Genomic DNA, 25,614 nt, shown 5'->3' with positions numbered 1-25,614 from the left:
AAGGAGGAGCTAGGTGATGAGGGCGTGCTGGGCCTGCACGCGGGCGGCCTCGGTGCGCAGCACCTCCAGGACCGTGCGCACGGCCAGGCGCTCAGCCCGGTCGGGGCGCATCAGCGCCACGATCTGCCGCTCGGCGTCCACGCCGCGCAGCGGCTTGAGCAGCAGCTTGCCCGGCTGGTCGCCACCCCAGGTGTAGCGGGGAACCAGGGCGATGCCGAGGCCCGCCACCACGAACGCCTCGATCACCCGCAGGTCCGCGAACTGCTGGGCGACGGTGATCTGGCTGCCGGCCGTCTGCTCGATCTGGTGCAGGATGCGCTCGAACGGGTAGCCGGCCGGCGCGCCGATCCAGGTCTCGCCGATCACGTCCGCGGGGGTGATCCACGACCGGGAGGCCAGCCGGTGGTCGGCCGGCAGTCCCACGTCCAGCGGCTCGGTCATCAGCGGAACGACCGTGAGGCCGCGGCCGCCCCAGGGGAGCTGTCCGCGCAGGCTGTAGGCGAGCACGATGTCGTACTCCGCGGTGAGCGCGGGGAAGTCGCTCAGCTCCGGGTCTTTGTCGGTGCAGTTGACGGCGAGTCCGGGCACCTCGGCGAGGTGTTTCAGGGCTCCCGGCAGCAGCATTTCGCCCGCGGTCGGAAACGTGACCAGGCTGACCACGCCGGTCGCGTCGTTGCGGAATTCGTCCCAGACCGCGCGGGCGCGGGCGAGGGCGACCGCGACATCCGTTGCGCTGCGGGCCAGAGCGCGGCCGGCATCCGTCAGGATCAGGCCGCGTCCGCTGCGCTCGGTCAGAGGCAGGCCGGCCTCGCGCTCGAGCACCTTCAGCTGCTGCGAGACAGCGGATGGCGTGCGGTGCGTCGCGCGGGCGACCTCGGTGATGCTGTGGCGTTCGGCCAGTTCGCGGAGGAGTTCGAGTCGTTGGACATCCATGTAGTAACGCTACACACTTCGTGCAGAACTATGCGATTGTGCTGCAAAGTCAAAGATGGTGGAATGAATACGTCGAACTCGTGCAATGGTGCCTCCGTCTCCCCGACATCAACCCTCCATTTCCCGAAAGGTACGACCGTGTTTGTTCTCCTCGCCGTTCTCGTTCTCATTGTGATCGCCTCCATCGTTGCCGTCGTGGTCGACGTGCACAAAGACGGATTCCGTCGCGTCCCCGAACGCAAGCTCGTTCGCATCTTCTAGAACACCTCAGCTCGAGACTCGCCTGCTTCAAGTTCCGCGCCGGTCGATGGCCTAAAGTTGATCCCGTGACGGATACACGCCAGCAGCTCATCGCCCACATCGCGGCCGAAGCCGTTTTCCACGGGGATTTCACCCTGACCAGCGGCAAGAAGGCGACGTACTACGTCGACCTTCGCAAGGTCAGCCTCGACCACCGCGTCGCCCCGTTGATCGGCCAGGTCATGCTCGACCTGATCGCCGATATCCCGGATGTCGCGGCGGTCGGCGGCATGACCATGGGCGCCGACCCCGTCGCCGCGGCCATCCTCCACCAGGGTGTGGCGCGCGGTGCCGCGTACGACGCCTTCGTCGTGCGCAAGGAGCCCAAGGACCACGGTCGTGGCAAGCAGGTCGAAGGGCCTGACCTGGCAGGCAAGCGCGTCATCGTGCTGGAAGACACGTCCACGACGGGCGGATCCCCGCTGGCGGCCATTGACGCGCTCCTCAAGGTGGGTGCCGTCATCGCCGGCGTCGCCGTCGTCGTCGACCGCAACACCGGTGCCCGCGAAGTCATCGAAGCCGCCGGCTACCCCTACTTCGCCGCCATCGGCCTTGAGGACCTGGGGCTGAACTAGTGCCCAAGGACGAGGTGCCCGGCGAAGATGGGATGGCCTGGCTGGCATCGCAGCTCGGCGACGGCGCACGCCCGGCCCTGCCGGACGAGTACTCGCCCCGCCAGTCGCCGCGGTGGCCGAAAACCTCGCGCATCGTTCCGCCGGAACCCGTCGTCGAACCGTCGACGCACACCGGCGTCTTCCTCTGGGGGCTGAAGCCCACCACCCAGCCCGACCCACGTCTCGCCAGGGCCGCTGCGGCCCGGGCCGCGGCGGTGTCTGCAACCGCGTCGGCTGCCGCATCGGCTGCCGCTCCCCATCCGGGTGCGTCTGAAGCCGGCGCCGGCACTGCCTCTGCGTCCTCTGCTTCTTCTGCGTCGACGGGCGCGGTGCCCACGACGACCGCTGCCCTGTTCGTCGTCACGCCCGCGATCTTCCCGGCGCGCCCGGTCCGGCCGGTTGCCGTGGACGAAACGGATGCCACGTCGGCTGCCGACCTGACGCCCGCCGGTGTGCAGCCCGCGCCGGCCCCGGCGCTCACGGCGTCCGGCGACACAGCCGCCCCTGCTGTCGAGCCTGCTCCCGCTCCCGCTCCCACGCCCCGGGAGGTGCCGGCCGGCGCCGGTGCGGACGAGCCGCTCGGGGGCATCCGTTCGACGGATGCCGCCCTCGAGCCGGCACCCTGGTGGGCCACTCTGACGCAGTCGCCTCTCGTGCTGACGGCCGAGGAGATCGCCGCCGCCGACCGTCTGGCCGGCCGCACGCCGCCGGCTTCCGCCCCGCTTCCGGCCCCGCTTCCAGCGCCCCTGTCTGCCCGCGGGCGTCTGCGCGCGCGTCTGGCGGCCACCATGTCTGCCGCTGAGACCGTGGCGCTGTCCGCTCTTCCCGCGGCCGCTGCCCCTGGCGCTGCCGCGACGAGCCCGGCACCGTCCGCGGTGACCCCCGTGCCGTCTTCGGCGACCCCGGCACCTTCCTCGGCGATCCAGGCTGCCGCGGCGTCGGAAACGGTTGCCGGCGCAGTCGTGACCGACGCCTCGGGTTCTGCCGCTGCCGGTGGTGACGGCTCCGGAGCCGACCCCGGAGCGGGCTCGGCCGGGTCTCCGGCAGCCGATTCCGCGCGGGTCGCGGTCCCGGCGGTATCCGTTTCCCCGCAGCCGGCCGCCGCCCCGCGGCCCGCTGCATCCGCCGCCCCGCGGCCCGCTGCCGCTATGCCGGCCCCACGGCCCGCTGCCGCGACTCCGGGCCCTCGGCCCGCGGGCGGCACCAAACCCGCCTCCTCAACCCGGATCCCGCCCACCGCTCCCGGCGCTGACCGCCCCGGGTCGTCCGGACGCCCGCCCGGCGGTGGTCGTCCTGCTGGTCGTCGCCTTGTCGCCTGGATCGCGGGCGGTCTCGCGCTCGTGGTCGTGCTCGCGGCGCTCTTCTTCCTCGGGCAGAGCCTGGTCGGCGGGGGCGATCCCGCTCCGGTCGCGGTGGGCACCTCCAGCGCTACCCCCACCCCGAGTGCCACCCCGACTGAAGCACCGCCGGCCCCGGTCGAGGCCACCGGTCCCCAGCCGGCCGGCGAACACGCGTGGGACACCCTGTTCGGCGGCGAGTGCCTGCAGCCCTACGTGAGCCCGTGGGAGGAGAAGTTCACGGTCGCCGACTGTGCCACCCCGCACGCGGCGCAGCTCGTCTACCGCGGAGTCTTCGCCGGCGATGCCGCCACCGCGTTCCCGGGCGAGGCGGAGCTGGCCGGTCAGATCAACGCACTCTGCAGCGCGCCCGGCGTGATCGATCCGGCCGCCGCCGCGGCGTACTCCGACCTGCAGGTTCAGGGCAGCTACCCGGTGACCGAAGAGCAGTGGACCGATGGCGCCCGCTACTACTACTGCTTCGTCAGCCTGGCTTCCGGCGAGCCGCTCACGGCGACCGTCGCGGGCGCCGGGCCGGCCGCCTAGGCTCCCCGCGCATCCGTCGCCCCGCGATCACGGGCGCGACAACTGTCGCCGGAGCGGACAAGTGTTGCCCGCACAACAGCGACAGTTGTCCGCTTGGGCAACAGTCAGACGCTAGATCGCGTCGGACTCGATCGGCTCCTGGGCGACGAGCTCATGCACGCCGGAGAGGATCTCGTCGGGGCGGAACGGGTAGCGGCTCACTTCGGCCTCGTCGCTGATGCCGGTCATCACCAGGATGGTGTGCAGCCCGGCTTCGATCCCGGCGATGATGTCGGTGTCCATCCGGTCGCCGATCATGGCCGTGTTCTCCGAGTGCGCGCCGATCTTGTTCATCGCCGAGCGGAACATCATCGGATTCGGCTTGCCCACCACGTAGGGCTCCATGCCGGTGGCCTTGGTGATGAGGGCGGCGATGGCGCCCGTGGCCGGCAGCGGGCCGTCCGCGCTGGGGCCGGTCGCATCCGGGTTGGTTGAAATGAAGCGGGCGCCGTTCAACAGCAGACGGATGGCCTTGGTGATGGCCTCGAACGAATAGTTGCGGGTTTCTCCGACCACCACGTAATCGGGGTTGGTCTCGGTCATGATGAAACCGGCCTCGTGCAGGGCGGTCGTGAGCCCGACCTCGCCGATCACGAAGGCGGTGCCGCCCGGCGCTTGAGAACGCAGGAAGTCGGCGGTCGCCAGCGCGGAGGTCCAGATGCGGTCCTCCGGCACGTTCAGGCCCGAGGCGCGCAGGCGCGCGCTGAGGTCCCGCGGGGTGAAGATCGAGTTATTGGTGAGCACCAGGAACGGGGTGCCGGTGTCACTCCACTGCTGCAACAGCTCCGCGGCGCCCGGGAGCGGGCTGTTCTCGTGCACCAGCACACCATCCATGTCGGTGAGCCAGCATTCGATCTCGTCGCGACGTGTCATGTGGTGGTACTCCTTTTGTTCACCACCAAGCCTAGCGGCGCAAGGTTTCCGGACGGTTACGCGGTGAGCCAGATCGACCGGGCCGCAGCGGTCGACAGCCGACGGATGTCCCCGTCCGGCAGGCGAACGGCGCCGGGTTCCAGCACCGTGAGCCGCGTGCCGGGGCCGACCAGATCCGCGGCGAGATCGCGCAGGATCGCCGGGTCGCGATCGCTGATGCGCACCACCTCCCCGACATGGCCGACAGCCGCATCCGCCAGCAGCACGGCGTCGGGCCGGATCAGGGTGCCGTCTGCGGCCGGGATCGGGTCGCCGTGCGGGTCCGCCGACGGATGCCCGAGCCGGTCCTCGATCGCCGCCAGCAGCCGGTCGGAGATGGAGTGCTCGAGGATCTCGGCCTCGTCGTGCACCTCGTGCCAGTGGTAGCCCATCTCCCGCACCAGCCAGGTCTCGATCAACCGGTGCCGGCGCACCACGGCCGTCGCGCGCAGGAAACCGGCCGGAGTCAGGGTGAGCGGCCCGTACGGCACATGCTCGATCAGGCCGCCGGCCGCGAGTTTCTTCACCATCTCGGTGACGGATGACGGCGCCACCCCGAGCCGTGCGGCCAGTGCCGAGGGCGTGATCGGCTGCGGCTGCCACTCGGTGTGCGCATAGATGGTCTTGAGGTAGTCCTCGGCCGCGGGCGTGGTGAGTTTCATGACGCCTTCAGGCTAGCGGGCGCCCGCACGGAGCAAGCCGGCACGACCCGGAGCCAACTCGGCACGACCCGTCACGCCCCGGTGAACACGAGCACGAGCAGCACCACGTTCAGGGCCACCAGCAGCAGCGCGAAAATCGCTCCGGCCAGCGTCGTGAACCAGCGGTTGGCGTGCTCGCCGAGCACGCCGCGCTGCCGGGTGAGCCAGACCAGGGGGATCAGCGCGAACGGGATGCCGAACGACAGCACCACCTGACTGAGCACCAGGGCCTCGGTCGGGTCGAAACCCACGCCGAGGATCAGCAGCGCCGGGATGAGCGTCACGACGCGCCGCACGAGCAGCGGCACCCGCACGCGCAGCAGGCCGTGCATGATCTCCGCGCCCGCGTACGCCCCGACCGAGGTCGACGCCAGCCCGGAGGCGAGCAGCCCGACCGCGAACACCGTCGCGATCACGGGCCCGAGGGTCGCCTCCAGGGCCGCGTGGGCACCTTCGAGCGTGTCGGTTCCCGCGACGCCCTGCAGAGCGGATGCCGCGAGCAGCAGGATCGACAGGTTCACCGTTCCGGCGATCACCATGGCGATCGTGACGTCCCATTTGGTGGCCCAGAGCAGCCGGCGGGTCGCCGCCGCATCCGTCATCAGGGGGAACCGGTCCCGGGTGAGCGCGGAGTGCGCGTAGATGGCGTGCGGCATGATCGTGGCGCCGAGGATGGACGCGGCCAGGAGCACCGAGTTCGCGCCCTCGAACCGCGGCACGAGGCCGGCGACGACGCTGCCGGCGTCCGGCGGCGCGAAGAACACGCCGGCCATGAAGCCCACCGTGATGATCAGCAGCAGCGCCACGATGACGCGCTCGAATGTGCGCGGGCCGCGGCGGGTCTGCACCGTGAGCACGATCATCGAGATGACGCCGGTGATCACGCCGCCGGCGAGCAGGGGGAGACCGAAGAGCAGATTCAGCGCGACCGCGCCGCCGATGATCTCGGCCAGGTCGGTGGCCATGGCCACCAGCTCCGCCTGCACCCAGTAGAGGCGCCGGGCCAGCGGCCGCCGCATCCGCACCCCGAGGATCTCCGGCAGGCTCGTGCCGGTCACGATGCCGAGCTTGGCCGACAGGTACTGGATCAGCCAGGCCATCACGTTGCCGGCCACGACCACCCAGACGAGCAGGTAGCCGTAGCGGGCGCCCGCCGTCATATTGCTGGCGACGTTGCCGGGGTCGAGGTAGGCCACCCCCGCCACGAGGGCAGGGCCGAGCAACCAGAGCAGGCGAGTGGATGCCACGGTGGTCGTCACCGGGGCCGGACCCCTCGCATCCGTGCGTACGTCGTTTTTAGCCACACCGAAAGAATAGGGGAGATTTAGGTGGGCCGAAAGATCACCCGGCGGTTACTCGTCGCGGAGGTCCTCGGGAATCGTGGCGACGGGCACGGGGGACTTGCCGCGGGTGCGCAGCTGCTCGCGGCCGGCTTTGTAGAGCTCGGACAGGATGGGCACGCCCGAGAGCAGCACGATGCCGATGATGAAGTACTCGGAGTACTTCGCCACGAACTCGATCTGTCCGAGCAGGTAGCCCATCAGGGTGAGGCCGACGCCCCAGGCGAAGGCGCCGATCAGGTTGAAGAGCACGAAGGTGCGGTAGTGCATGCGCCCGACGCCGGCGGCGACCGGTACGAAGGCGCGGAACACGGGCAGGAAACGGGCGATGATGACGGCCTTGCCGCCGTGCTTGGCGAAGAAGGCATTGGTGCGTTCCACGTTCTTCGGGTTGAACAGGCGGTTCTGCTCGCGGGCGAAGACGGCCGGGCCGGCCTTCCGGCCGATGTAGTAGGCCAGCTGGTCACCGGAGAACGCGGCGATGAAGATGACCAGGCAGGTCACCCAGATCGGGAACGGCACATCTCCGGTGGCGGTGAGCAGCCCCACGGTGAAGAGGAGGGAGTCGCCCGGCAGGAACGACAGCACGATGAAGCCGGTCTCGACGAACACGATCGTGGCCACGCCGAGGAGCACGAACGACCCGAACCAGCCGATCAGCCACTCGGAGTCGAGAAAGTCGAGGCCGAAAAGTGTGGGATGCAATGTATTCCTTCAGTCGGGGACGAGCCGGCGTAACGCAAACCCTGCAGGACAGAATAGCCGACGGCGCCGTGGCGGAGCCCGGCGGGATACGGTGGATCAGTGCAAGAGCCGCTGAACCCCACGCCCGAACTGTCCACCCACGGCGTCGGACCCTGGGCCGGCGAGTGGCCCGAGGAGTCCTTCTACGACCGGGAACTGCTCGAGCGCGGCGACACCCGCAACGTGATCGACCGCTACCGGTACTGGACCATGGCGGCGATCGTCGCCGACCTCGACGAGAAGCGGCATCCGTTCCATGTCGCCATCGAGAACTGGCAGCACGACATGAACATCGGCTCGATCGTGCGCAGCGCCAACGCGTTCGCCGCCGACACGGTGCACATCATCGGGCGCAAGCGCTGGAACAAGCGCGGCGCCATGGTCACCGACCGCTACCAGCACGTTTTGCACCACCCGGATGTCGCGACTTTCGTCGAGTGGGCCGCGGCCGAGACCCTGCCGATCATCGCCATCGACAACGTGCCGGGCAGCGTGATCATCGAAACTTTTCGCTTTCCCGAGCGCTGCGTGCTCCTGTTCGGGCAGGAGGGGCCGGGCCTCTCGCCCGAGGCGATCGAGGCAGCGGATGCCGTCGTGGAGATCAGCCAGTTCGGCTCCACCCGCTCGCTCAACGCCTCGGCCGCCGCGGCCGTCACCATGCACAACTGGGTGTTGCAGCACCGGTTCTGAGGTCCGCCGCTGCCGCCCCCAGAAATGGGGGCACCCCGGGGCTGCCACCCGGATCGGGGAACCGATACATTCTCAGTAGATGTTTGTCCGGGGGGCAAATTCTCGGGACATGACGCCATGGGACGAGGGGCTACTGCATCGTATTGTCCGATGCCGCATGCCCCAGGAGCCCCACCGTGCCACAGCACCGCGCCCGCACCAGTAGCCGTACCGTTCGTGAAAAGCCCCTCACCCTGTTCGCAACGGGATTCCTCGCACCAGTCCGCGCGCACATCCGCATCACCGCCGGCGGCCTGGCCGCCCTGCTCGTCGCCGTCGGCCTGACCCTCGGCGCCGTCGCCCCGGCCAACGCCGATGCCCTGATCACGCTGTCCGCCGACTCGTCCGGCACCATCCTCGCCGGCGAGGACGCGACCGTGACGCTCACCGCCAGCGGCCCGAGCGGTTCCACCGCCGACTATTACAACCTGGCCTTCCGCTATGAGCTCCCGACCGGGGTGAGCTACGTCGCCGGCAGTGCGGCGAGCGACACCGTGCCGGCCCTGCCTGACCCCACCATCGTGGTGATCACCGACTCGGCCGGGCCGCCCGCCGTCACCCACCAGGTGCTGATCTGGACGAACCTCGCTGATCTCCCGCGCGGCACCACCCCCGGATTCACCTTCAAGATCCGGCCGGATGCCGACGTCTACCCGGTCGGGGCGCCGATCCCCGGCAACGCCGCCGTCTATGCGCAGACCAACCCGCGTCTGCTCGCCAAGTTCGCCACGGACACCGGCGTCGTCGTGCCCGGCACTTTCGCCGCCTCGGATGCCGTCAGCCCGGCCGCCACCAAGGTCACCGCGATCGAGGTGACCAAGTCGGAACCGAGCCCCGAGCATGAGCTCATGCGCGGCGTTCACACCGAAGCCCGGGTCTACTCGATCGCGACCCGCAATACCGGTGTCGCCCCCACCACCGGCGTCGTCCTCGTCGACTACCTGCCCGCCGGACTCGAGTTCCTCGGCTGCGGTCTGGCCGACAACAGCGCCGCCGAGGAATACCCGGGCTCCGGGCCCGTGCGCGCCACCCTCACCGGCGACGAGCTGGCCGCCTGCCAGGCCCCGGTCAGCATCGAGACCGTGAACGACCGGCCCGGTTTCGCCGGCCAGGTCTTCACCAGGGTCACCTGGAACCTCGGCGTGCTCGCCGCCGGCTCCACCCGCACCATCAGCTATGCCGCCGGGATCCCGCTCCGCGCCAACACCCTCGCCTGGCCGGCCGGCACCCCCGCCGCGGCCTCCCTGCTCCAGGGTGCGAACCTCGACAACAACACCGGGGCATCCACCCGCCAGGAAGACGCCGCCGCCGCCGGCCGGTCCCTGACCAACACGGCAACGGCCTCCGGCACGTACACCGGCAAGGTCGCCACCCCGGCGGATGCCGCCGTCTCCTCCAGCGACTCCGTCACCGTGAAGGCCATGGACCTGTCCATCGTCAAGTCCGGCCCCGGCCTGTTCAGCGCAGGCGACACGGCCGACTTCTCCCTGCTGGTGCGCGCCGGCGAGTACACCGACGACACCGCCATGACCATCGTCGACACCATCCCCAACGGCCTCTGCCCCATCCTGCCGGCCTCCGTGCTGTTCACCCGCAGCGCAGGCTGCCCCGGTGACGGCACCGTCACCAATGCCACCGTGACCGGCGCCGTCGCCAACAGCGACGGCACATTCACCGTCACCATGACGCCCGCGCCCGACGCGATCGCGCATGGCGACAGCGTCACCATCGAATACAGCGCCTACATGAACGAGACCTACCAGGGCACGTCCAGCGCCGGAACCGGCGCCGGGGTGCCCACCGCGGCCGGGGACTCCTTCCGCAACACGGTCACCATCGCCGGCACCACGACCGGGCTCACCCCCGGCGACCTGGCCGTCAAGGCGGTCACCGACGACTCCTCCGCAGCGCTCGGCTCGGACGGACCGGAAATCAGCAAGAAGGTGCTGCAGCGCCCGACCCCCGGTGCCACCCCGGTGGACTGCGCGGCCGCCGACCCGACCCAGTACGTCGATGAAGAATCGATCCCGCCCGTGATGCCGGCCTATCAGGTCGGCGACAGGGTCTGCTTCGAACTCACCGTCACGTTCTCCACCTCGACGAAGACCCGAAACGCCCAGATCACCGACTTCGTGCCGGTCGGCACCCGCTACGACGCCTATGCCCTCGCCCCCGGCGGCACCGTCGCGGTCACCCCCGTCGCCGGCACCCAGTCCGCGACGCCCCTGGTCGCCGACCCGCTCCCCGCGGCCTGGGACCTCGGCGTCACCGAAGGCGGCACCGACCGCTTCGTGCCCAAGGGTTCGACCCTCACCCTGTACGTGAGCGCCATCATCGATTCGCGCACCGACGGAGCGGCGGTCGACATCACCGCCAACCTGATGAAGTACCGCCAGGAGACGACCAGCGGCGGCGTGCTCGCCCTGCGCGATCAGGTCGACTACAGGGTCGCCCCGACACCGGCGGTCGTGCTCGCCAAGAGCATCGCCCAGGTCAACGGCGCCGCCCCCGCGGCCCCGAATGACAACGTCGTGGTCAAGGAGGGCGACGTCGTCACCTACTCCGTCGACGTGAGCGGCGCCCCCGCGAACTTCTTCGACGTGGAGAACGTCACCGTCTGGGACGCGCTCCCAGCCGGCTACGACTGTGCGACCTGGACCGTCACCGCCATCACCGCGGGCGGGGTCTGCCGCAACCCGGGCGACGCCGGCTACCCGGCGAACTCCGCCACTCCGACAGGGCGCAGCGTGATCGAGTGGACCATCGTCGGGCCGCTCGGTGCCGCCGTTCTCGCCAACCTCGCCTACACCGTGACGGTTCCCGCCGGCGTGAGCGTGTCCCGGGTCTTCGTCAACACGGCATCCGTCGTCGCGTTCACCACTCCGACCACCAACGGCACCGACCAGACCTACTTCCCGAAGGGCTCGCTCAACCCTTCCCACGACACCGACGGCAACGCCGCCCCGGCGAACGACAACGCCCAGGTGCGTCTTCCTGATGCCGTTCCGGGCAAGTCCGGCGTGACACGTATCAACGACGTCAACAACAACGCGGCCAGCCAGGCCGTCGCCGGTGAACTCGTCGACTACACCTTCTCCGTCACGGTCCCGCCCCGCACCACGGTCTTCAACGGCGTGCTCTCCGACGCCCTCCCGGCCGGCCTGACCACGACCGGCGCGACCGCCACGGCGACGCTCGACGGCGGGGCACTCCCGGCCGGATTCGGGCTGGACACGACCACGGGCAAGCTGACCTTCCCGGCGACACACGACAACACGACCGCGATCGGCCAGGTCTTCACCGTGACCCTGCCCGGCGTGCTCGTGGGCGTCGGATTATCCTCCGGCAGCCTCCGGAACACCGCGACGTTCGCCAGCACGGCCACCCTGACCGGCGCCGCGCTGCCTGCCCGCACCGCCCAGAAAACCGTGACGGTCGTGACGCCTCTGCCGACCCTGACCAAGACCGTCGACACGCCCACCGCCCGCGGCGGTGACCTGGTGGTCTTCACACTGACTGCCGGCAACACCAGCGGCCGCCCGGCCGCCTACGACTCCGTCATCACGGACTGCCTGCCCGCGGGCCTGGCCTTCGACCCCTCGACCGGGTTCCTCACGTCTCCCTCCGGCACCACGGTCGCCTCCGAGGCCGGCACCGGAACCGGCGCGGGCGGAAACGGCTGCGCCGTCGGCACCACCCGGATCACCTGGGCGCTGCCCGGAACGGGTGCCCTCCTGCACCCCGCGACAGCCACTGTCACGTTCCAGGCCCGGGTGACGCCGACCTCCGCCGGTCTCGAGACGTACACCAACACCGCGTTCGTCACCGGATCGACCCTGGACAGCTCCGGCGTCACCCCGGTGAACGACCCGGCCATCGAACGGGTCGTCACGGCGTCCTCCTCCGCCGTCGTGACGGTGCAGGGCGCCGTGACCGTGAAGACGGTGCTGCCGGCCACCGCCACCATCGGCGGCACGATCGACTACACCGTGACGGTCACCCTGCCGCAGAACGTCAACTTCTATGACGCCGCGATCATCGACACCCTGCCCGTCGGCCTCACCGCCGGAACCGCGACCGTGACCTGCCTCACCGCCGCCGCCGTGGACTGCGCGGCGGACCTGCCCGGAGCCGGGGCGCCCCTCACGGCCTCCGGCCAGAAAATCGGCTGGTCGCTCGGCGACGTCACGGCGAAAGCCGAGACCCGCACCCTCACGGTCACCTTCACCGGTACCGTCACCTCGGCGCCCAGCAACGCGGCAGGCGTGATCCTGAAGAACGGCGCGTTGCTCGGCTGGAACGTGCTGAACGGAACCAACCCCACGGCGGCGAACGCGTCCTTCGCGCGCACCGCGGCATCCGCCACCGCCGACGTGACGGTTCTCGAACCGTCTCTCTCGATCGCCAAGGCCGTCTCCGACACCACGCCGGAACCCGGCCAGACCTTCACCTATACGGTCACGGCGCGGAACGCGAACACCGCCACTACGAGCGACGCCTACGCGGTGAGCATCGTCGACACCATCCCGGCCGGCATCGACCCGGCGAGCATCGTGAACATCTCGAACGGCGGCGTGCGCTCCGGCAGCACGATCACCTGGACCGTCGCGAGCATCGCCAAGAATGCCACCGCGGTGCTGACCTATGACGCCACGCTCGCGGCCTCCGGCACCCTCGGCACCGGCGCGATCATCAACACGGTGACCATCCCCACCTACCGGTCGCTGCCCGCAGCAACGCCCGATGAGCGCGAGTACACGGTCAACCCGCCCCGGGCCACCGCCTCCGTCACACCGGACTTCCCCCGTATCGTGCTGACCAAGGCGCCGTCCAACGGCACCACCGCCTACCCGAACACCCCCTTCGGCTGGACCCTGGGCCTGACGAACACGGGCTCCGGAACCGCCGCCACCGTGACGGCGACGGATGTCCTCCCCGCCAACTGGGAGTATCTGGCCGGCACCGGCACGGTGTCGGTCAACGGCGCCCCGGCCGTTGCCCTTGCCGACCCGGCGGTCAGCACTGCCTCTGGCGTGCAGACCCTGGTCTGGCCGGCCTTCACGGGCGTCGGCCCCACCGGCACGATCGTCATCCGCTACTCGGCCCAGCCGGCCCTGGCGGCGGCGACCACCACCCCGGGCGCCGGCGCGGGCATCCTGCACACCAACACGCTGTCCGCGTCGACGACGGATGCGACCGGCGCCACCGGCCGCTCCGGCCCGACCTCCTACACCGGGGCGCCGGCCACTGCGGCTGCGCAGCTGGACTCCGCCGACGTGGTGATCGTCAAGGCCGCCGGCAGCGCGCTCGTCGCCGGCGCCACGACCGTCGACGCCTGGACCCTGACCGTGAGCAACAGGGGGCCGGACACCGCGGTCGGCGTGGTCGGCGGTCACAACTTCCGGGTCACCGACACCCCGGCCCAGCCGCTTCCGGCCGGGCTGACGGTCTCCGCCGCCTCCGGCGCCGGCTGGTCCTGCACCGTCCCCGATGTGTCCACCGGCGCCTTCACCTGCGACCGCCTGAACAGTGCTGAAACCCTGGCATCGGGCAGCGCCTGGCCGCCGATCACGGTGGCCGTCGCGGTCGCCGCCGACGTCGCATCCGGCACCGACGTGGCCAACACGGCCTCGGTCGCCAGCCGCACCTTCGACCCGGCCCCCGGCAACAACGCCGACGCCGAGACCATCGCGGTCGGCACCAGCGCCGACCTCCGGGTCGCGAAGGCGTCCCAGGGCGACTTCACGGCCGGGCAGGTCGCCACCTGGACCATCGACGTCACCAACGACGGACCCTCGCTCTCCCGGGCCCCGATCGAGGTCGCCGACACCCTGCCGGCCGGACTCTCCGAGGTCTCGGCCACCGGAACCGACTGGACCTGCGACACCGCAGCGACCCCGGTGAGCTGCACGACCGACACCGACCTCGCGCTGGGTGCCACCTCCCGCATCACCGTGACCGCCCTGATCGACTCGGGCTTCACCGGCAGCCTGACCAACACGGCGACCGTGTCCGGCACCACGCCTGACCCGGATCCGAGCAACAACGAGTCCCGCACCACCGACGACGTCGGCACCGGAACGACCCTGTCGATCGAGAAGACGCTCCTGGACGCGGCGCTGGTGCCCGGCGCCGAGGCCACCTACCGCTTCGTCGTCACCAACACCGGCACCGCCGACGCCCGCACGGTCACCATCGCCGACGAGCTCCCGGCCGGGTTGACCTTCGTCGACACGGCCGCCGCCGGCCCGGGAACGTGGGCCTGCACCGAGACGTCCACCGGCCCCTCCACCGTCGGCTGCGCCCTGACCGGCACCCTCGAGCCCGGCGCAGCCGCCGCCCAGACCGTCGACCTGACGGTGCGCGTGGCCAGCAGCCTGCTCGGCGACGTCGTGAACGCCGCGACCGTCACGGCAGACAACGCCGATCCCGCCACCGACGACACGAACACCGCCCTCACCGGGGTCTCCGACCTGGGCATCGTCAAGTCCCACCCGGACGCCCCCGTCTCAGCCGGAACCGACGTGGTCTACACCCTCGAGGTGGAGAACCACGGGCCCTCGGATGCCCCGATCGGCACGGTCGTGACCGACCGCGTTCCGGCCGGGCTCACCCCGGTTTCCGCCGACGGCGGCTCCGAGTGGACCTGTGACCCGCCGGCCGGCCAGGAGCTGACCTGCACGAGCACGGGCATCCTCGTCGCCGGCGCCACGGCGCAGCCGATCCTGGTCACCGTCACCGTTCCGGCCGACGCCGGCGCGGCGACGTTCACCAACGTCGCCGAGGTCACCGGTGTCCTCGACGAACCGACGCCCGACGCCAACCCGAACACGGCGAGCGACCCGACGGTCGTGACCGCCCTGGCCGAGGTCGGCATCGTGAAAACCGTCACGTCCGACAAGCGATCCGTCGTCGCCGGAGGCTCGATCAGCTACACGCTGACCGTGACCAACGCCGGCCCCTCCTTCGCGGACGCCCTCACCGTCTCCGACACCCTCCCGGCCGGCTTCACCGCCACCGCGATCACCGGAGACGGCTGGACCTGCGCACTCGCCACCGTGAGCTGCAGCCGGGACACCCTCGGGCTGACCACCGTCGTCATCACCGTCACCGCGACCGTCTCCTCCGCGGTGTCCGACGGCACGGTGGCCACCAACTCGGCCACCGTCGTCTGGACCGACAGTCGCCCGGAGCCGCACTCCGACACCGACACGTTTCCCGTGACGGTCGACGCCGTCGCCGATCTGGTTCTGGTCAAGACGGCGCGCACGAGCACGGTCAACGCCGGCGAGGCCGTCGACTTCGACCTTCGGTTGACGAACGCCGGCCTCTCCGACGCCGTCGGCCCGGTCACCGTGGTCGACACGCTGCCGGTCGGCATCCGGTTCCAGACGAGCGAGCCCGGCTGGACCTGCGCGGCAGACGCCGCCGCGGCCGACGCGGAACAGACCGTGACCTGCACCCTCGGCGACGGAACCGTGGGTCTGGCGGCCGGCGGCACCGCAACCCTGCTGACGCTCACGACCGGCACCGACCCCGCGCTCGGCCCGGTCACGCTGACGAACACGGCCGTCGCCGCGACGCCGACCACCGAAACCGACCTCGTCAACAACGAGAGCTCGGCCCCGGTCACCTTCACCCGGCTCGCCGACCTCGCCATCGCCAAGTCGCATGTGGGTGACGGTGCCATCGGCGCAGTGACGGCATTCCCCATCGTCGTCACCAACGCCGGTCCGTCCACGGCGGTCGTCGTGACCGTGGTCGACTCCCTGCCCGCGGGGCTCACCTGGGTCGACGCCGCCGGCAGCGATCCGGCCTGGACCTGCACGGCCGGGGCGACCGACGCCGACACCGGGGTCACCCCGGTGACCTGTGCGCTGGCGGGGGAGCTGGCACCAGCCGCGACGGCACCGACCCTGATCGTCAACGCCACGGTGGACGCCCGCGCCTACCCGCTCGTGACCAACCGGGCCGTGGTGTCCTCCGACACCCCTGACCACGACCCGGCCGACAACTCCGCGACGGACCCGCTGACGGTGACGCCACTGGTGACCCTTCAGGTCACCAAGGCGCATGTCGGGCAGGCCGCCACGGGCGAGAAGCTCGACTACCTCATCTCGGTGACCAACGTGGGCGTGACGAACGATCCCGGCGGGTTCTCGATCGTCGACGACCTCCCGTCCGGTCTGGCCTATGTCGGCAGCGAGGGTGAGGATGTCACCTGTGCCGCCGTGCGGGCAGCCGTCACCTGCGTTTTCGACGGCGAACTGGCGATCGGTGCGACCCGCACGGTGACACTGACCACCACGGTGCTCGCGGCGGCCTCCAGCCAGGTCGTGAACACCGTCGTTGCCCGGAGCCTCTTCGCCGACCCGGCTGCGCCCACGGCCACGGCCACCGACACGGCCACCGTGCAGGAGGCGCTCGCCGACACCGGTGTCACGCGGTTCGCTCCGCTGCTGGCCCTGGCCCTGATGGTGCTGCTGCTCGGCGCGGGAATGCTGGTTTACGGACGTCGCCGAGGCGACGGCAGCCGGGGTTAGGGGCTAGCGTTGGATCATGACTGCGATCACTGACGATCTGCCCGCCCGCCTCCTGCACGAAGAGCACGAGGGGTGGCAGGCGATTGTCGCCGGCCACGGCGGGGACTACTACCGGCGAACGATGACCGGGGACGGACTCCTGATCCTGCCGGGCAGAATCGTCACCCGCGACGAGGCGATCGCCTTCTTCAAGGGGATGCCCGCGGTCACCAGCTATCAGCTGCGCGCCCCGGCCGTGGTGCGCCTCAACGATCACGCCGCAGTGCTCGTCTACCGGCTCCTGGCGCACCGCGGCGACGAGGTGATCGAGGCGAACGCGGCCACGACCTTCGTGTTCGCCGACGGCGGCTGGTGCGTCGCGACGCACCAGCAGACTGCCCTCTAGCAGCACCTCCGGCAGTCGGGAGAGGGCCCTGCCGGGTCCTCTCCCGACGCCGTTCCGCGAGGGTTGTGAACGCTCGAACCCGGGGATACCGTGGCCGTCAAATTGTCACAGAAGGGACTCCGGCCATGGCTGATTTCGGTAATGAGGGGCTCGCGGACCTGTACCGTCGGCCCGGTTCGGTGTCGAGCGTCTACGTGGACGTGACGCAGGATGCCCGGAACCCCCGGCGCACCTCAACCCTGCGCCAGCGCACGCTGCGGGAGGCCCTGACCGAGGCCGGCGCCCCCGAGATCGACGCGAGCACCATCATCGAACTGGTTGAAGAGCCGCCCGGGGTCGGCGGCCCGATGGGTCGGCTGATGGTCGTGCGGGAGGGCGAGGTCGAGCTCAACGAGGTGCTCACGGGGGAGCCGCTCGGCGAACTCCTGGTTGCCTACGGCCCCGTGCCCAGCCTGCTCCCGCTGCTGATCCACCGGCCGCGTGATTTCAGCTATGTGGTGGCCGAGGCCGGGCGTGACGGCGGCGAGATCACCCTGTTCCAGCTGAGCCGGTCCCAGCCCGTTTCCCGGGTGCGGGTGGAGGGCGACACGGAGTTTCTCACCAAGGTGGGGTCCGAAGACGACTTTCTCGCGAACGGGCGCTACCAGCACCACACCGAGGAGGTGTGGAAGCGCAACGAGGGCCAGATCGCCGCGGCGATCGACGAGATCGTGCGTGACAGCAGGGCCGAACTGCTGATGCTGACCGGAGATGTTCGCGCGCGCCAGCTCCTGGTCGACCAGCTGTCCCCGACCAGCCGGGAGGTGTTGCACGTCGTGCCCACGAACACCCGCCCGGGCGGGGCCACCCAGGAGGAACTCGAGGCAGACCTGCACCGGCACGTCGCGGCGATCCTCGCGCAGGACGAGTACGACGCTCTCGAGCGGTTGGGCACGGGGAAGGGCAACGGCCTCTCCGAGATCGACTTCGCGGCCGTGGTGCGTGCCCTGCAGCAGAGCCAGGTCGACGTGCTGCTGCTGGCCCCCGACCGGCTGCCGGGTGAGACCCTGATCGCCCTGGACCGCGGCCCGTGGCTGGCGGCCACCTCGGCCGACGCCCTCGGCGCGGGCGAACTCGGCTCGGTTCCGGCCGTCGACGCACTGATCCGCGCGGCTATTCTGACGGATGCGCGGGTGCTGGTGGTGTCTCCCGGCGAGCTTCCGGCGGAGGTGAGCGCCGCCGCGCTGCTGCGCTGGTCGACCGTCCCGGTGGCGGCCGAAGCCCCGACGCCGGCGGAGGCCGAACTGGCCGGTCTCCCCAGCCGCGGCGACGCGGTGACGTTCCCGCGTCGTCGCGCCACGTCCGGCGCCCCGAACGGAGCACCGGACGGCGGACCGGACCGGCCGGAGCGGTAGCGCCCCGCGGCGACGGATGCGCCGGACGCGCCGGGCTCAGCCCACGTTCGCCCGGCGCCGGCGGTCGTTGCCGCCGCGGAGGTCGCGGTTCAGCCGGCGGTCACCGAAGTACAGCACGGAGGCCCAGTCGACCTCTTCCGGGGTCTTGGGCACGATCACCGGCTCCACCGCCTTGGGCTTCTTCGGCGCGACGTAGAGCCAGCTCACCATTCCGAGGGTGATGTCCACGATCGAGTTGCGGATGCCGATGTACGACTTGATGGCCGACGCGGCCAGAATGGCGTTGAGCGTGGCGAAGGCGACGTTGCCCCAGCTCTGGTCCAGATAGTTGCGCCAGATCGTGAGCAGCGAGAACGCGACGATCAGGTAAGGCACGACCACGTACAGGGCCGGCGCGGCCGTGCGGTTCTTCACCTTCGGCGTGCGCACGAAGGGGATCTTCTCCCCGGTGATGGCCTGCTGCATGGACTTGAGCACGCCCGCCAGGTTGACGGGCAGGAGCACGAGGTTGAACCCGTAGATGCGGAAGATGTCGCTGAAGCGGTGCCCGGAGTCCCGGAGGTCGCTGCCCATGGCCAGGAAGTACGGCAGCGCCGCGATGAAGACGACGGGGCTGAGCAGGCGGCTGTCGTAGGGGTAGCCGAGCAGGAACAGCAGGCCGAAGCTGGCCCAGGCGATGGACGCCATGTAGTTCACCCGCAGCAGCACCTCACGGAAGAGGATCTTCTCGCGCTGGTGACGACGGTGGGTCAGCTGGGTCCAGAGCTTGGGCAGGATGAGCAGGCCGCCGTTGGCCCAGCGTCGACGCTGCACGACGAGCGAGCCGAAGTCCGGGGGCGTGGCGCTGTAGCTGAGACGTTCCGGGTAGTTGGCGAGCGTCCAGCCGTGCGTGCCGAGGTCGACGCTCGACTCGGTGTCCTCGATCACCGTGCGGTCCTGGATGTAGGTGCGGATCTCGAACCCGCCCACGGTCTCCACCTCGACGATGTCCTCGATGGCCTTCTTGCGGATGATGGCGTTGGCCCCTACCCAGAAGGTCGCACCGTAGTAGGTCATGCCCTGGTGCAGGATGTGCTGGATGTCGGTGGTGGCGCCGGCCAGGCGCTCGATCCGGGTCGGGGCTCCGCGGAAGGAGGAGTAGGGCGTCTGCGTGACGGCGACTCGTTCATTTCCGGCCGACTCCAGGAAGTAGACCAGGCGCAGGCAGTAGTCCCGCAGGAGCAGCGAGTCGGCGTCGAGCGTGAGGATGTAGGTGGTGTCCGGTACGACCAGGTCGTCGGGGTGAGGCTCGGCGTCGGACTCCCGCAGCACCACGGAACCGGCGGTGACCTCGCTCTGCCAGCGGTGTCCCATCAGGGAGATGTACGAGTTGAGGTTCATCGCCTTGTTGGCCTCGTGCGACAGGTTGCCGTACTTCTTGCGCTCGAACGTCTCGGTGCGCACGGTGAAGATCCAGGTCAGCCGCTGGTACAGCTGGCTGATCCGGCTGGTGTCCGGCGACGTGCCCTGCGCCGCGGCGGAGGTGAGGGCCAGAATGGTCAGCCGCAGTTCGCGGGCGAGCCCCATCACGACCAGGTCAACGAAGAACTCGTCGACGTGGTCCTCGATGCGCTCCGTCTCGGCCATGTGCTCGAGCCAGGCGGCGGCAGCCTCGTACTCGGCGATGAGGAGGAGGAGTTCCGCCCGGGAACCGGCCTCGTCGGTGCGGGCCCGGCTGCGGAAGCCGTCCAGGGCCGCGGTGAACCGGGCCGCGGGAACGCTCAGAACTGCGGCGATGTCATCCGTCAGTGCCCGGGTCTCCTCGAGACGGGCCATGATGGCCGGATCGGTCGGGAAGGGTGGATCGTCGACGAGCAGCACGATCTTCAGGTCGGGGAATTCCTGCAACGCCGCGGACCACAGCGTGGCCCGCACGACGTGGGGCTCCTCCGCATAGGACGGCACGAGAACGGTGATGCCCTCGGTGTAGTGCGCGTAGTGCCGGTCGAGTTCGCCGCGGGGAACGCGCTGGTGGTCCTTGAACCGGTACAGCGCACCCTGGCGGGCCAGGAGGTACATCAGGGCCGAGAAGGTCAGGAAGGTGACCACGATGACATAGGAGATCGTCTCGACCTGGAACCGGAAGCCCGCGTCCGGGTTGTTCGCCAGCTGTTTGAAGATGGTCGAGAACAGGTAATAGGCCCAGGCCACGATCGTGGTCACGATGGCCAGCCGGCCGAGGGTCAGTTTGCGCTGGGACGGCACCGGATGCACGATCGAGAGCGGCTCGGAGCGTTTCTCCGACCCCCACTGCCGCTTGCGGGCCGCGGCGACGCGTGGAGCCGTTTCGATGTCGAGGTCGGTCAAGCCCAGCGACTCGTCCGAAAAAACTGCCTGATCTGTCATTGTTCTCCGAGCGCTGGCCGAACGGGAACTCAGTCGCCCGTGGAACTGTCGGACCGCGTACCCCCAACCGGGCACGCTGTCATCCGAGAATTGCCTTCATAATAGGCGATGGAGAAACGTCGCGCCGTTCGGCCGGCAACATCGTGGGGAGATTTTCTTGTCAAAGCGCTTTCCTGGTCGCAAATTGTCGTTGGTGAGGGTGCTGGCCCTCGGAGTCGCGGCCGGAGTCGTCGTCGTCGGGGCCGGATACGGCTGGAGCGGATTCGAGGATTCCCGCGCCGCCGCAGCCGGGTCATCCGGGTTCGCCGGCTACGTCGACGTCACCGCCACACCGACCTACGCGTTCGAGCAGCCCGTCTCGGACGAGGCGGCGAACGTCGTGCTGTCGTTCATCGTGGCTGATCCGGACGAGGAGTGCACGCCCACCTGGGGTGCCAGCCAGAGCCTCGGCGAGGCCGAGATCAATCTGGATCTGGACCGGCGCATCGCCCGGCTGGTCGGTGACGGCGGCGAGGTCTCCGTGTCGTTCGGCGGCCTGGCCAACGACGAGCTGGCCACGGTGTGCACGGATGCCGGCAAGCTCACCCGGGCCTACGCGGCCGTCGTCGACCGCTACAACCTCACGTCGATCGACCTGGACGTCGAGGGAGACAACCTCTCCGATACGGCCGCCGGCAAGCGCCGGGCCGAGGCGATGGCCGCCCTGCAGAAGAAGCGGCACGCCGCCGGCGAGGACCTCACGGTCTGGCTCACCCTCCCCGTCGCCCAGACCGGCCTGACCGAGGACGGCCTCACCGCGGTGCAGCAGATGCTCGACGCGGACGTGGACCTGGCCGGAGTGAACGTGATGACGATGGACTTCGGCGGAAAACGGCCGGCCTCCATGCTCGACGCGTCGATCGCGGCGGCCGAAGCCACCCACTCGCAGCTGCAGGACCTCTATCAGCGCAACGACCTGGCGGTCGGTTCGCAGACACTCTGGCGCCAGATCGGCGTGACGCCGATGATCGGGCAGAACGACGTTCCGGGGGAGATCTTCACGCTGGACGACGCCGCGGGGCTGAACACGTTCGCGCGCGCCAAGGGTCTCGGCCGGGTGTCGCTGTGGTCACTCAACCGCGACTCGACCTGCGCGCCCAACTACCCGGACGTGACCCGGGTGTCCGACGGCTGCAGCGGCGTCAAGCAGGGTGACGCGCTGTTCGTGGACGTTCTCGGCCAGGGCATCACCGGCCAGCTCGACGCGGACGTCGTCCCGGAGGAGCCCACCGCGAAAGCCGAAGTGGTCGACGATCCGGCCACGAGCCCGTACCCGATCTGGGACGAGGAGGTCGCCTACGTCAAGGGAGACCGCATCGTCTGGCACGGCAACGTCTATGCCGCCAAGTGGTGGACCAACGGAGACCTGCCGGACGACCCGTCCGCCGCGGCCTCCGATGTCGCCTGGGACCTGATCGGCCCGGTCCTCCCGGGCGACAAGCCCGTTCCCACGCTGACCGTGCCGGCGGGAACCTACCCGGAGTGGTCCACCGACACCGTCTATCAGCAGGATGACCTGATCCTGTTCAGTGGCCGGGTGCTCATCGCCAAGTGGTGGAACCAGAGCGACAGCCCGCAGGCCGCGCTCGAGGGCGCGACCGCCTCGCCCTGGCGACTGCTGAAAAACGACGAGGTGCAGGACATCCTCTCGGAGCTGGCCGCGGCCGAGCCGACGGCGGCGCCGACCACTGAGGCGACGGCGGCCCCCCGGGAGTAGAGCGTCCGGGCAGAGCCCGGAGCGCACCATCGGGACCGTCCCGCACTGCACGTCGATCTTTCGTTCTATACTGACTAGTCAGTACAAACGAAAGGATCGACGTGCAGTCGACAGTGAGGGCGCATGATCTCGCCCTGCGGTTCCAGAGGGGCGCGGTCTACGGGCCCCTGAGCTTCGAGGCCGGCGCCGGTCTCACGGTGCTCTGCGGCCCCACCGGCAGCGGGCGCACCAGCCTGATGCTCACCCTGGCGGGGCGGATGAGGCCGAGCGAGGGAACGCTCGAGGTGCTCGGGCACGAGCTGCCCAAACGGGCCCGCCGGGTGCAGAAGAGCACCGGCATCTCCGGTTTCCACGACATCGACGCCCTCGAGGAGTCCGTCACCGTCGGAGCGGCGATCCGCGAGCGCACGGCCTGGATCTCGCCCTGGTGGGCGTTCATCCGCTCCGTCGACGACACCGAGGTGCGCCGCGTGTGCGCCCCCGTGTTCGGCGACGTGCCGATCCCGGCCGCCGACACCGTGATCTGGGACCTCGACGAGGTGCAGACGGTGCTGTTGCGGGCCGCGCTCGCGCTCATGAACGAGCCGAGAATCCTCTTCTTCGACCAGGTCGAGCAGGTGCACGAGCCGGAGTCCCGGCGCATCCTCTGGCAACGCCTGGCCGCACTCGCCGAGGCGGGCACCATCGTGATCGCCTCCGCGACCGCGCCCGAGACCGACATCTGGGGCGAGCTCGGCATCGAGCCGACCGTCGTGATGATGACCAAGGCCGTTCCCATGAATCAGGAGACCCGCTAGATGTTCGCCTTCCTCTCCTCGGGCACCGAGCTGCACCGCTTCGGCAAGGGCAAGATGCCCAAGATCGCCCTCGTCGTGCTGATGTTCATCCCGCTCATCTACGGGGCGCTCTACCTCTGGGCCTTCTGGGCGCCCGACCACCAACTCGACAACCTCCCCGTGGCGCTCGTGAACGTGGACGCCGGCGCCAGCCGCGACGGCGCACCGGTCACCGCCGGCCAGGACCTGGTCGACGAGCTGGTCGACGGCCACGAACTCGGCTGGACCGTGACGAATGCGACGGATGCCGCCGCGGGCGTCAAGGACGGCGACTACTACTTCTCCGTCACCATTCCGAGCGACTTCTCGGCCAGCGCCGTGTCCGCCGGCACGGATTCCCCGCTGTCGGCCACCGTGCAGGTCGACTACAACGACAGCAACAGTTTCATCGCCACCACCATGGGCAAACAGGCCATGGTGCAGCTGCGCGACGCGGTCGCCACCGAGATCGGCGACCAGACCGTGAACGCCCTCCTGGTGGGAGTGGACGAGGCCGGCGACGGCATCCGCTCCGCAGCGGATGGCGCGGGCCGGCTGTTCGACGGGCTCACCACGGCGTCGGGCGGGACCGGCTCCCTGCTGGTCGGCCTCGACACCCTTGCCGATGGCGCGGTCACCCTCGACGACGGCGCAGCACGCCTCGCCGACGGCGCCGGCACCCTGGCCACCGGGCTGGACACGCTGTCCGCGGGCGCGACGACGCTCGCCGAATCCTCCGTGACGCTCGCCGACGGTACCGGCCAGGTGTCCGCGGGGATGCAGGCCGCCGCGACGGGATCCGCGACCCTCTCCGAGAAGTCGGCACAACTCTCCGACGGCGCCGCGGCGATCGCCACCGGAACCGGCGCCATCGCCGCCGGCACCGCGTCGGTCAGCACGGGCGTGACCGACCTCCTCACGGCCATGCAGGCGGCGCCGGAAGGAACCCCGGTCTCGGCGTTCCTTCCCGCCGTCGAGAAGCTCGGCACCGGCGCCGCCGCGGTCGACACGGGCGCCCAGGGTGCCCTCACCCAAACCCAGGCCTACGCCGGACTCAGCGAGCAGTTCAGCGCCGGCGTCGGGGAACTCTCCACCAAGCTGGCCGCCGGGACCACCGGCGCCGCCCAGGTGGCAGCCGGGGCCGGGCAGCTCTCCGCCGGCGCGGCCTCGCTGGCGGAGGGAGCCGGCACCGCGGCATCCGGAGCGGACACCCTCGCCGTGGGCAGCGAACAGCTCGGCGCGGGCACCGGGTCACTCGTCACCGGCACCGGCGAACTCGTCGCGGGCGGGACGACGCTGAACAGCGGCGCCGCCGAACTCACCACCGGCAGTGGCACCCTCGCCGACGCCCTCAGCACGGGCGGAGAGAGCGCCCCCGACCTGTCCCCCGACCAGATCGCGCAGAAGACGGCGGTGATCGCCAGCCCGGTCACCCTCGTACAGAAGTGGGAGAACGCCTCCGGCAGCTTCGGTGAGGGGTTCGCACCCTTCTTCCTCGCCCTGGCCACCTTCGTGGGCGGACTGATCACCTGGCTGATCCTGCGCGCGCTGCCCACCCGGGCCCTCGCCAGTGCCGCCTCCGGGCTGCGGGCGACCATGACCGGCTTCCTCCCGGCGATGGCCATCGGGCTCGCCCAGGTCGTGATCATGGTGCTCGTGCTGGTCTACGGAATCGGGCTGGAGCCCGAGTACTGGCTCGGCATGACCGCCTTCCTCTACCTGACGACGCTCGCCTTCCTGGCCCTGCAGCAGATGTTCATCATCCTGCTCGGAACCGCGGCCGGCCGGGTGGTCAGCCTGGTGCTGCTCATGGTGCAGCTGAGTTCGTCGGGCGGAACCTACCCGGTGGAGACCACGCCCGTGTTCTTCCAGGTGATGCATCCGTTGATGCCGGCGTCGTACGTCGTGACCGGGCTGCGCGAGCTGATCACGGGCGGCATCGACTCTAGACTGTGGGTTTCGGTCGCCGTTCTCGTCGTCATGCTGGTCGGCTCGATCGCGATCAGTGCGTGGAGCGCCGGACGCCAGCGGATTTGGACCGTGGGCCGGCTGCACCCCGAACTGACGATCTAGCCCCGAGCCCCGCCGGGACGACACCGCACCACATCCCGCACGACCTCCCGCACCACGTCCCGCACCGG

Annotated in this window: 16 protein-coding genes; 10 read left to right on the top strand and 6 right to left on the bottom strand. The window is 70.1% G+C overall.

Features of this window, described 5'->3' with window-relative positions:
• Nucleotides 1-9 precede the first annotated feature (9 nt).
• On the bottom strand, nucleotides 10-933 hold the full coding sequence (locus AC0J5J_RS09440) for a LysR family transcriptional regulator (RefSeq protein WP_134423953.1): 924 nt from the start codon (nucleotides 931-933) through the stop codon (nucleotides 10-12).
• Nucleotides 934-1,071: 138 nt separating this feature from the next.
• Between AC0J5J_RS09440 and AC0J5J_RS09435 the strand changes: the two genes are divergently transcribed.
• The 3 genes from AC0J5J_RS09435 (at nucleotide 1,072) to AC0J5J_RS09425 (ending at nucleotide 3,730) form a co-directional block, all read left to right on the top strand.
• Complete coding sequence (locus AC0J5J_RS09435; RefSeq protein ID WP_277613086.1) at nucleotides 1,072-1,194, top strand: hypothetical protein; 123 nt, start codon at nucleotides 1,072-1,074, stop codon at nucleotides 1,192-1,194.
• 65 nt (nucleotides 1,195-1,259) lie between these two features.
• Nucleotides 1,260-1,808 carry an orotate phosphoribosyltransferase gene (gene pyrE, locus AC0J5J_RS09430; RefSeq protein WP_474897693.1) on the top strand — a complete coding sequence of 183 codons (549 nt, stop codon included), beginning with the start codon at nucleotides 1,260-1,262 and terminating at the stop codon, nucleotides 1,806-1,808.
• Entirely contained in the window at nucleotides 1,808-3,730 is a 1,923-nt protein-coding gene (locus tag AC0J5J_RS09425) for a hypothetical protein (RefSeq protein ID WP_474897692.1), read from the top strand. Before pyrE ends, AC0J5J_RS09425 begins: the two co-directional genes overlap by 1 nt.
• 111 nt (nucleotides 3,731-3,841) lie before the next feature.
• On the opposite strand, the gene AC0J5J_RS09420 is transcribed toward AC0J5J_RS09425, so the two are convergent.
• From AC0J5J_RS09420 to AC0J5J_RS09405, 4 genes are all read right to left on the bottom strand, one after another.
• Complete coding sequence (locus tag AC0J5J_RS09420; protein ID WP_134423878.1) at nucleotides 3,842-4,642, bottom strand: HAD-IIA family hydrolase; 801 nt, start codon at nucleotides 4,640-4,642, stop codon at nucleotides 3,842-3,844.
• 56 nt (nucleotides 4,643-4,698) lie between these two features.
• Nucleotides 4,699-5,343, bottom strand: coding sequence for a metal-dependent transcriptional regulator (locus AC0J5J_RS09415; protein WP_134423879.1), 645 nt, complete (start codon nucleotides 5,341-5,343; stop codon nucleotides 4,699-4,701).
• A gap of 71 nt (nucleotides 5,344-5,414) precedes the next feature.
• A complete protein-coding gene (locus tag AC0J5J_RS09410) occupies nucleotides 5,415-6,641 on the bottom strand; it encodes an Nramp family divalent metal transporter (RefSeq protein ID WP_241972661.1) in 1,227 nt (408 codons plus the stop codon).
• Nucleotides 6,642-6,734: 93 nt separating this feature from the next.
• The gene (locus tag AC0J5J_RS09405; protein WP_134423881.1) at nucleotides 6,735-7,427 is read right to left on the bottom strand and encodes a DedA family protein; all 693 of its coding nucleotides are present in this window, start codon (nucleotides 7,425-7,427) and stop codon (nucleotides 6,735-6,737) included.
• A 99-nt stretch (nucleotides 7,428-7,526) separates the two neighbouring features.
• On the opposite strand from AC0J5J_RS09405, the gene AC0J5J_RS09400 reads away from it, so the two are divergent.
• The 4 genes from AC0J5J_RS09400 (at nucleotide 7,527) to AC0J5J_RS09385 (ending at nucleotide 18,517) form a co-directional block, all read left to right on the top strand.
• Nucleotides 7,527-8,156 carry a TrmH family RNA methyltransferase gene (locus AC0J5J_RS09400; protein WP_134423882.1) on the top strand — a complete coding sequence of 210 codons (630 nt, stop codon included), beginning with the start codon at nucleotides 7,527-7,529 and terminating at the stop codon, nucleotides 8,154-8,156.
• 176 nt (nucleotides 8,157-8,332) lie between these two features.
• Nucleotides 8,333-16,738 carry an isopeptide-forming domain-containing fimbrial protein gene (locus AC0J5J_RS09395; RefSeq protein WP_474897691.1) on the top strand — a complete coding sequence of 2,802 codons (8,406 nt, stop codon included), beginning with the start codon at nucleotides 8,333-8,335 and terminating at the stop codon, nucleotides 16,736-16,738.
• Between the two features lie 16 nt (nucleotides 16,739-16,754).
• Nucleotides 16,755-17,123, top strand: coding sequence for a DUF4440 domain-containing protein (locus tag AC0J5J_RS09390; protein WP_134423884.1), 369 nt, complete (start codon nucleotides 16,755-16,757; stop codon nucleotides 17,121-17,123).
• Nucleotides 17,124-17,248: 125 nt separating this feature from the next.
• The gene (locus AC0J5J_RS09385; RefSeq protein WP_134423885.1) at nucleotides 17,249-18,517 is read left to right on the top strand and encodes a baeRF2 domain-containing protein; all 1,269 of its coding nucleotides are present in this window, start codon (nucleotides 17,249-17,251) and stop codon (nucleotides 18,515-18,517) included.
• Nucleotides 18,518-18,553: 36 nt separating this feature from the next.
• Here the strand turns inward: AC0J5J_RS09385 and AC0J5J_RS09380 are convergent, their stop codons facing one another.
• Entirely contained in the window at nucleotides 18,554-20,902 is a 2,349-nt protein-coding gene (locus AC0J5J_RS09380) for a glycosyltransferase family 2 protein (RefSeq protein WP_474897689.1), read from the bottom strand.
• Nucleotides 20,903-21,095: 193 nt separating this feature from the next.
• Between AC0J5J_RS09380 and AC0J5J_RS09375 the strand changes: the two genes are divergently transcribed.
• The 3 genes from AC0J5J_RS09375 to AC0J5J_RS09365 all read left to right on the top strand — a co-directional run bounded on the left by AC0J5J_RS09375 (nucleotide 21,096) and on the right by AC0J5J_RS09365 (nucleotide 25,546).
• On the top strand, nucleotides 21,096-22,658 hold the full coding sequence (locus AC0J5J_RS09375; protein ID WP_474900209.1) for a chitinase: 1,563 nt from the start codon (nucleotides 21,096-21,098) through the stop codon (nucleotides 22,656-22,658).
• A 101-nt stretch (nucleotides 22,659-22,759) separates the two neighbouring features.
• Entirely contained in the window at nucleotides 22,760-23,455 is a 696-nt protein-coding gene (locus tag AC0J5J_RS09370; protein ID WP_134423888.1) for an ATP-binding cassette domain-containing protein, read from the top strand.
• Nucleotides 23,456-25,546, top strand: a complete 2,091-nt coding sequence (locus AC0J5J_RS09365; protein WP_474897687.1) for a YhgE/Pip family protein — start codon at nucleotides 23,456-23,458, stop codon at nucleotides 25,544-25,546.
• Nucleotides 25,547-25,614: the final 68 nt, after the last annotated feature.

Source organism: Cryobacterium sp. TS_SC_7, assembly GCF_056156285.1.
This window is presented reverse-complemented; position numbering and strand designations above follow the sequence as displayed.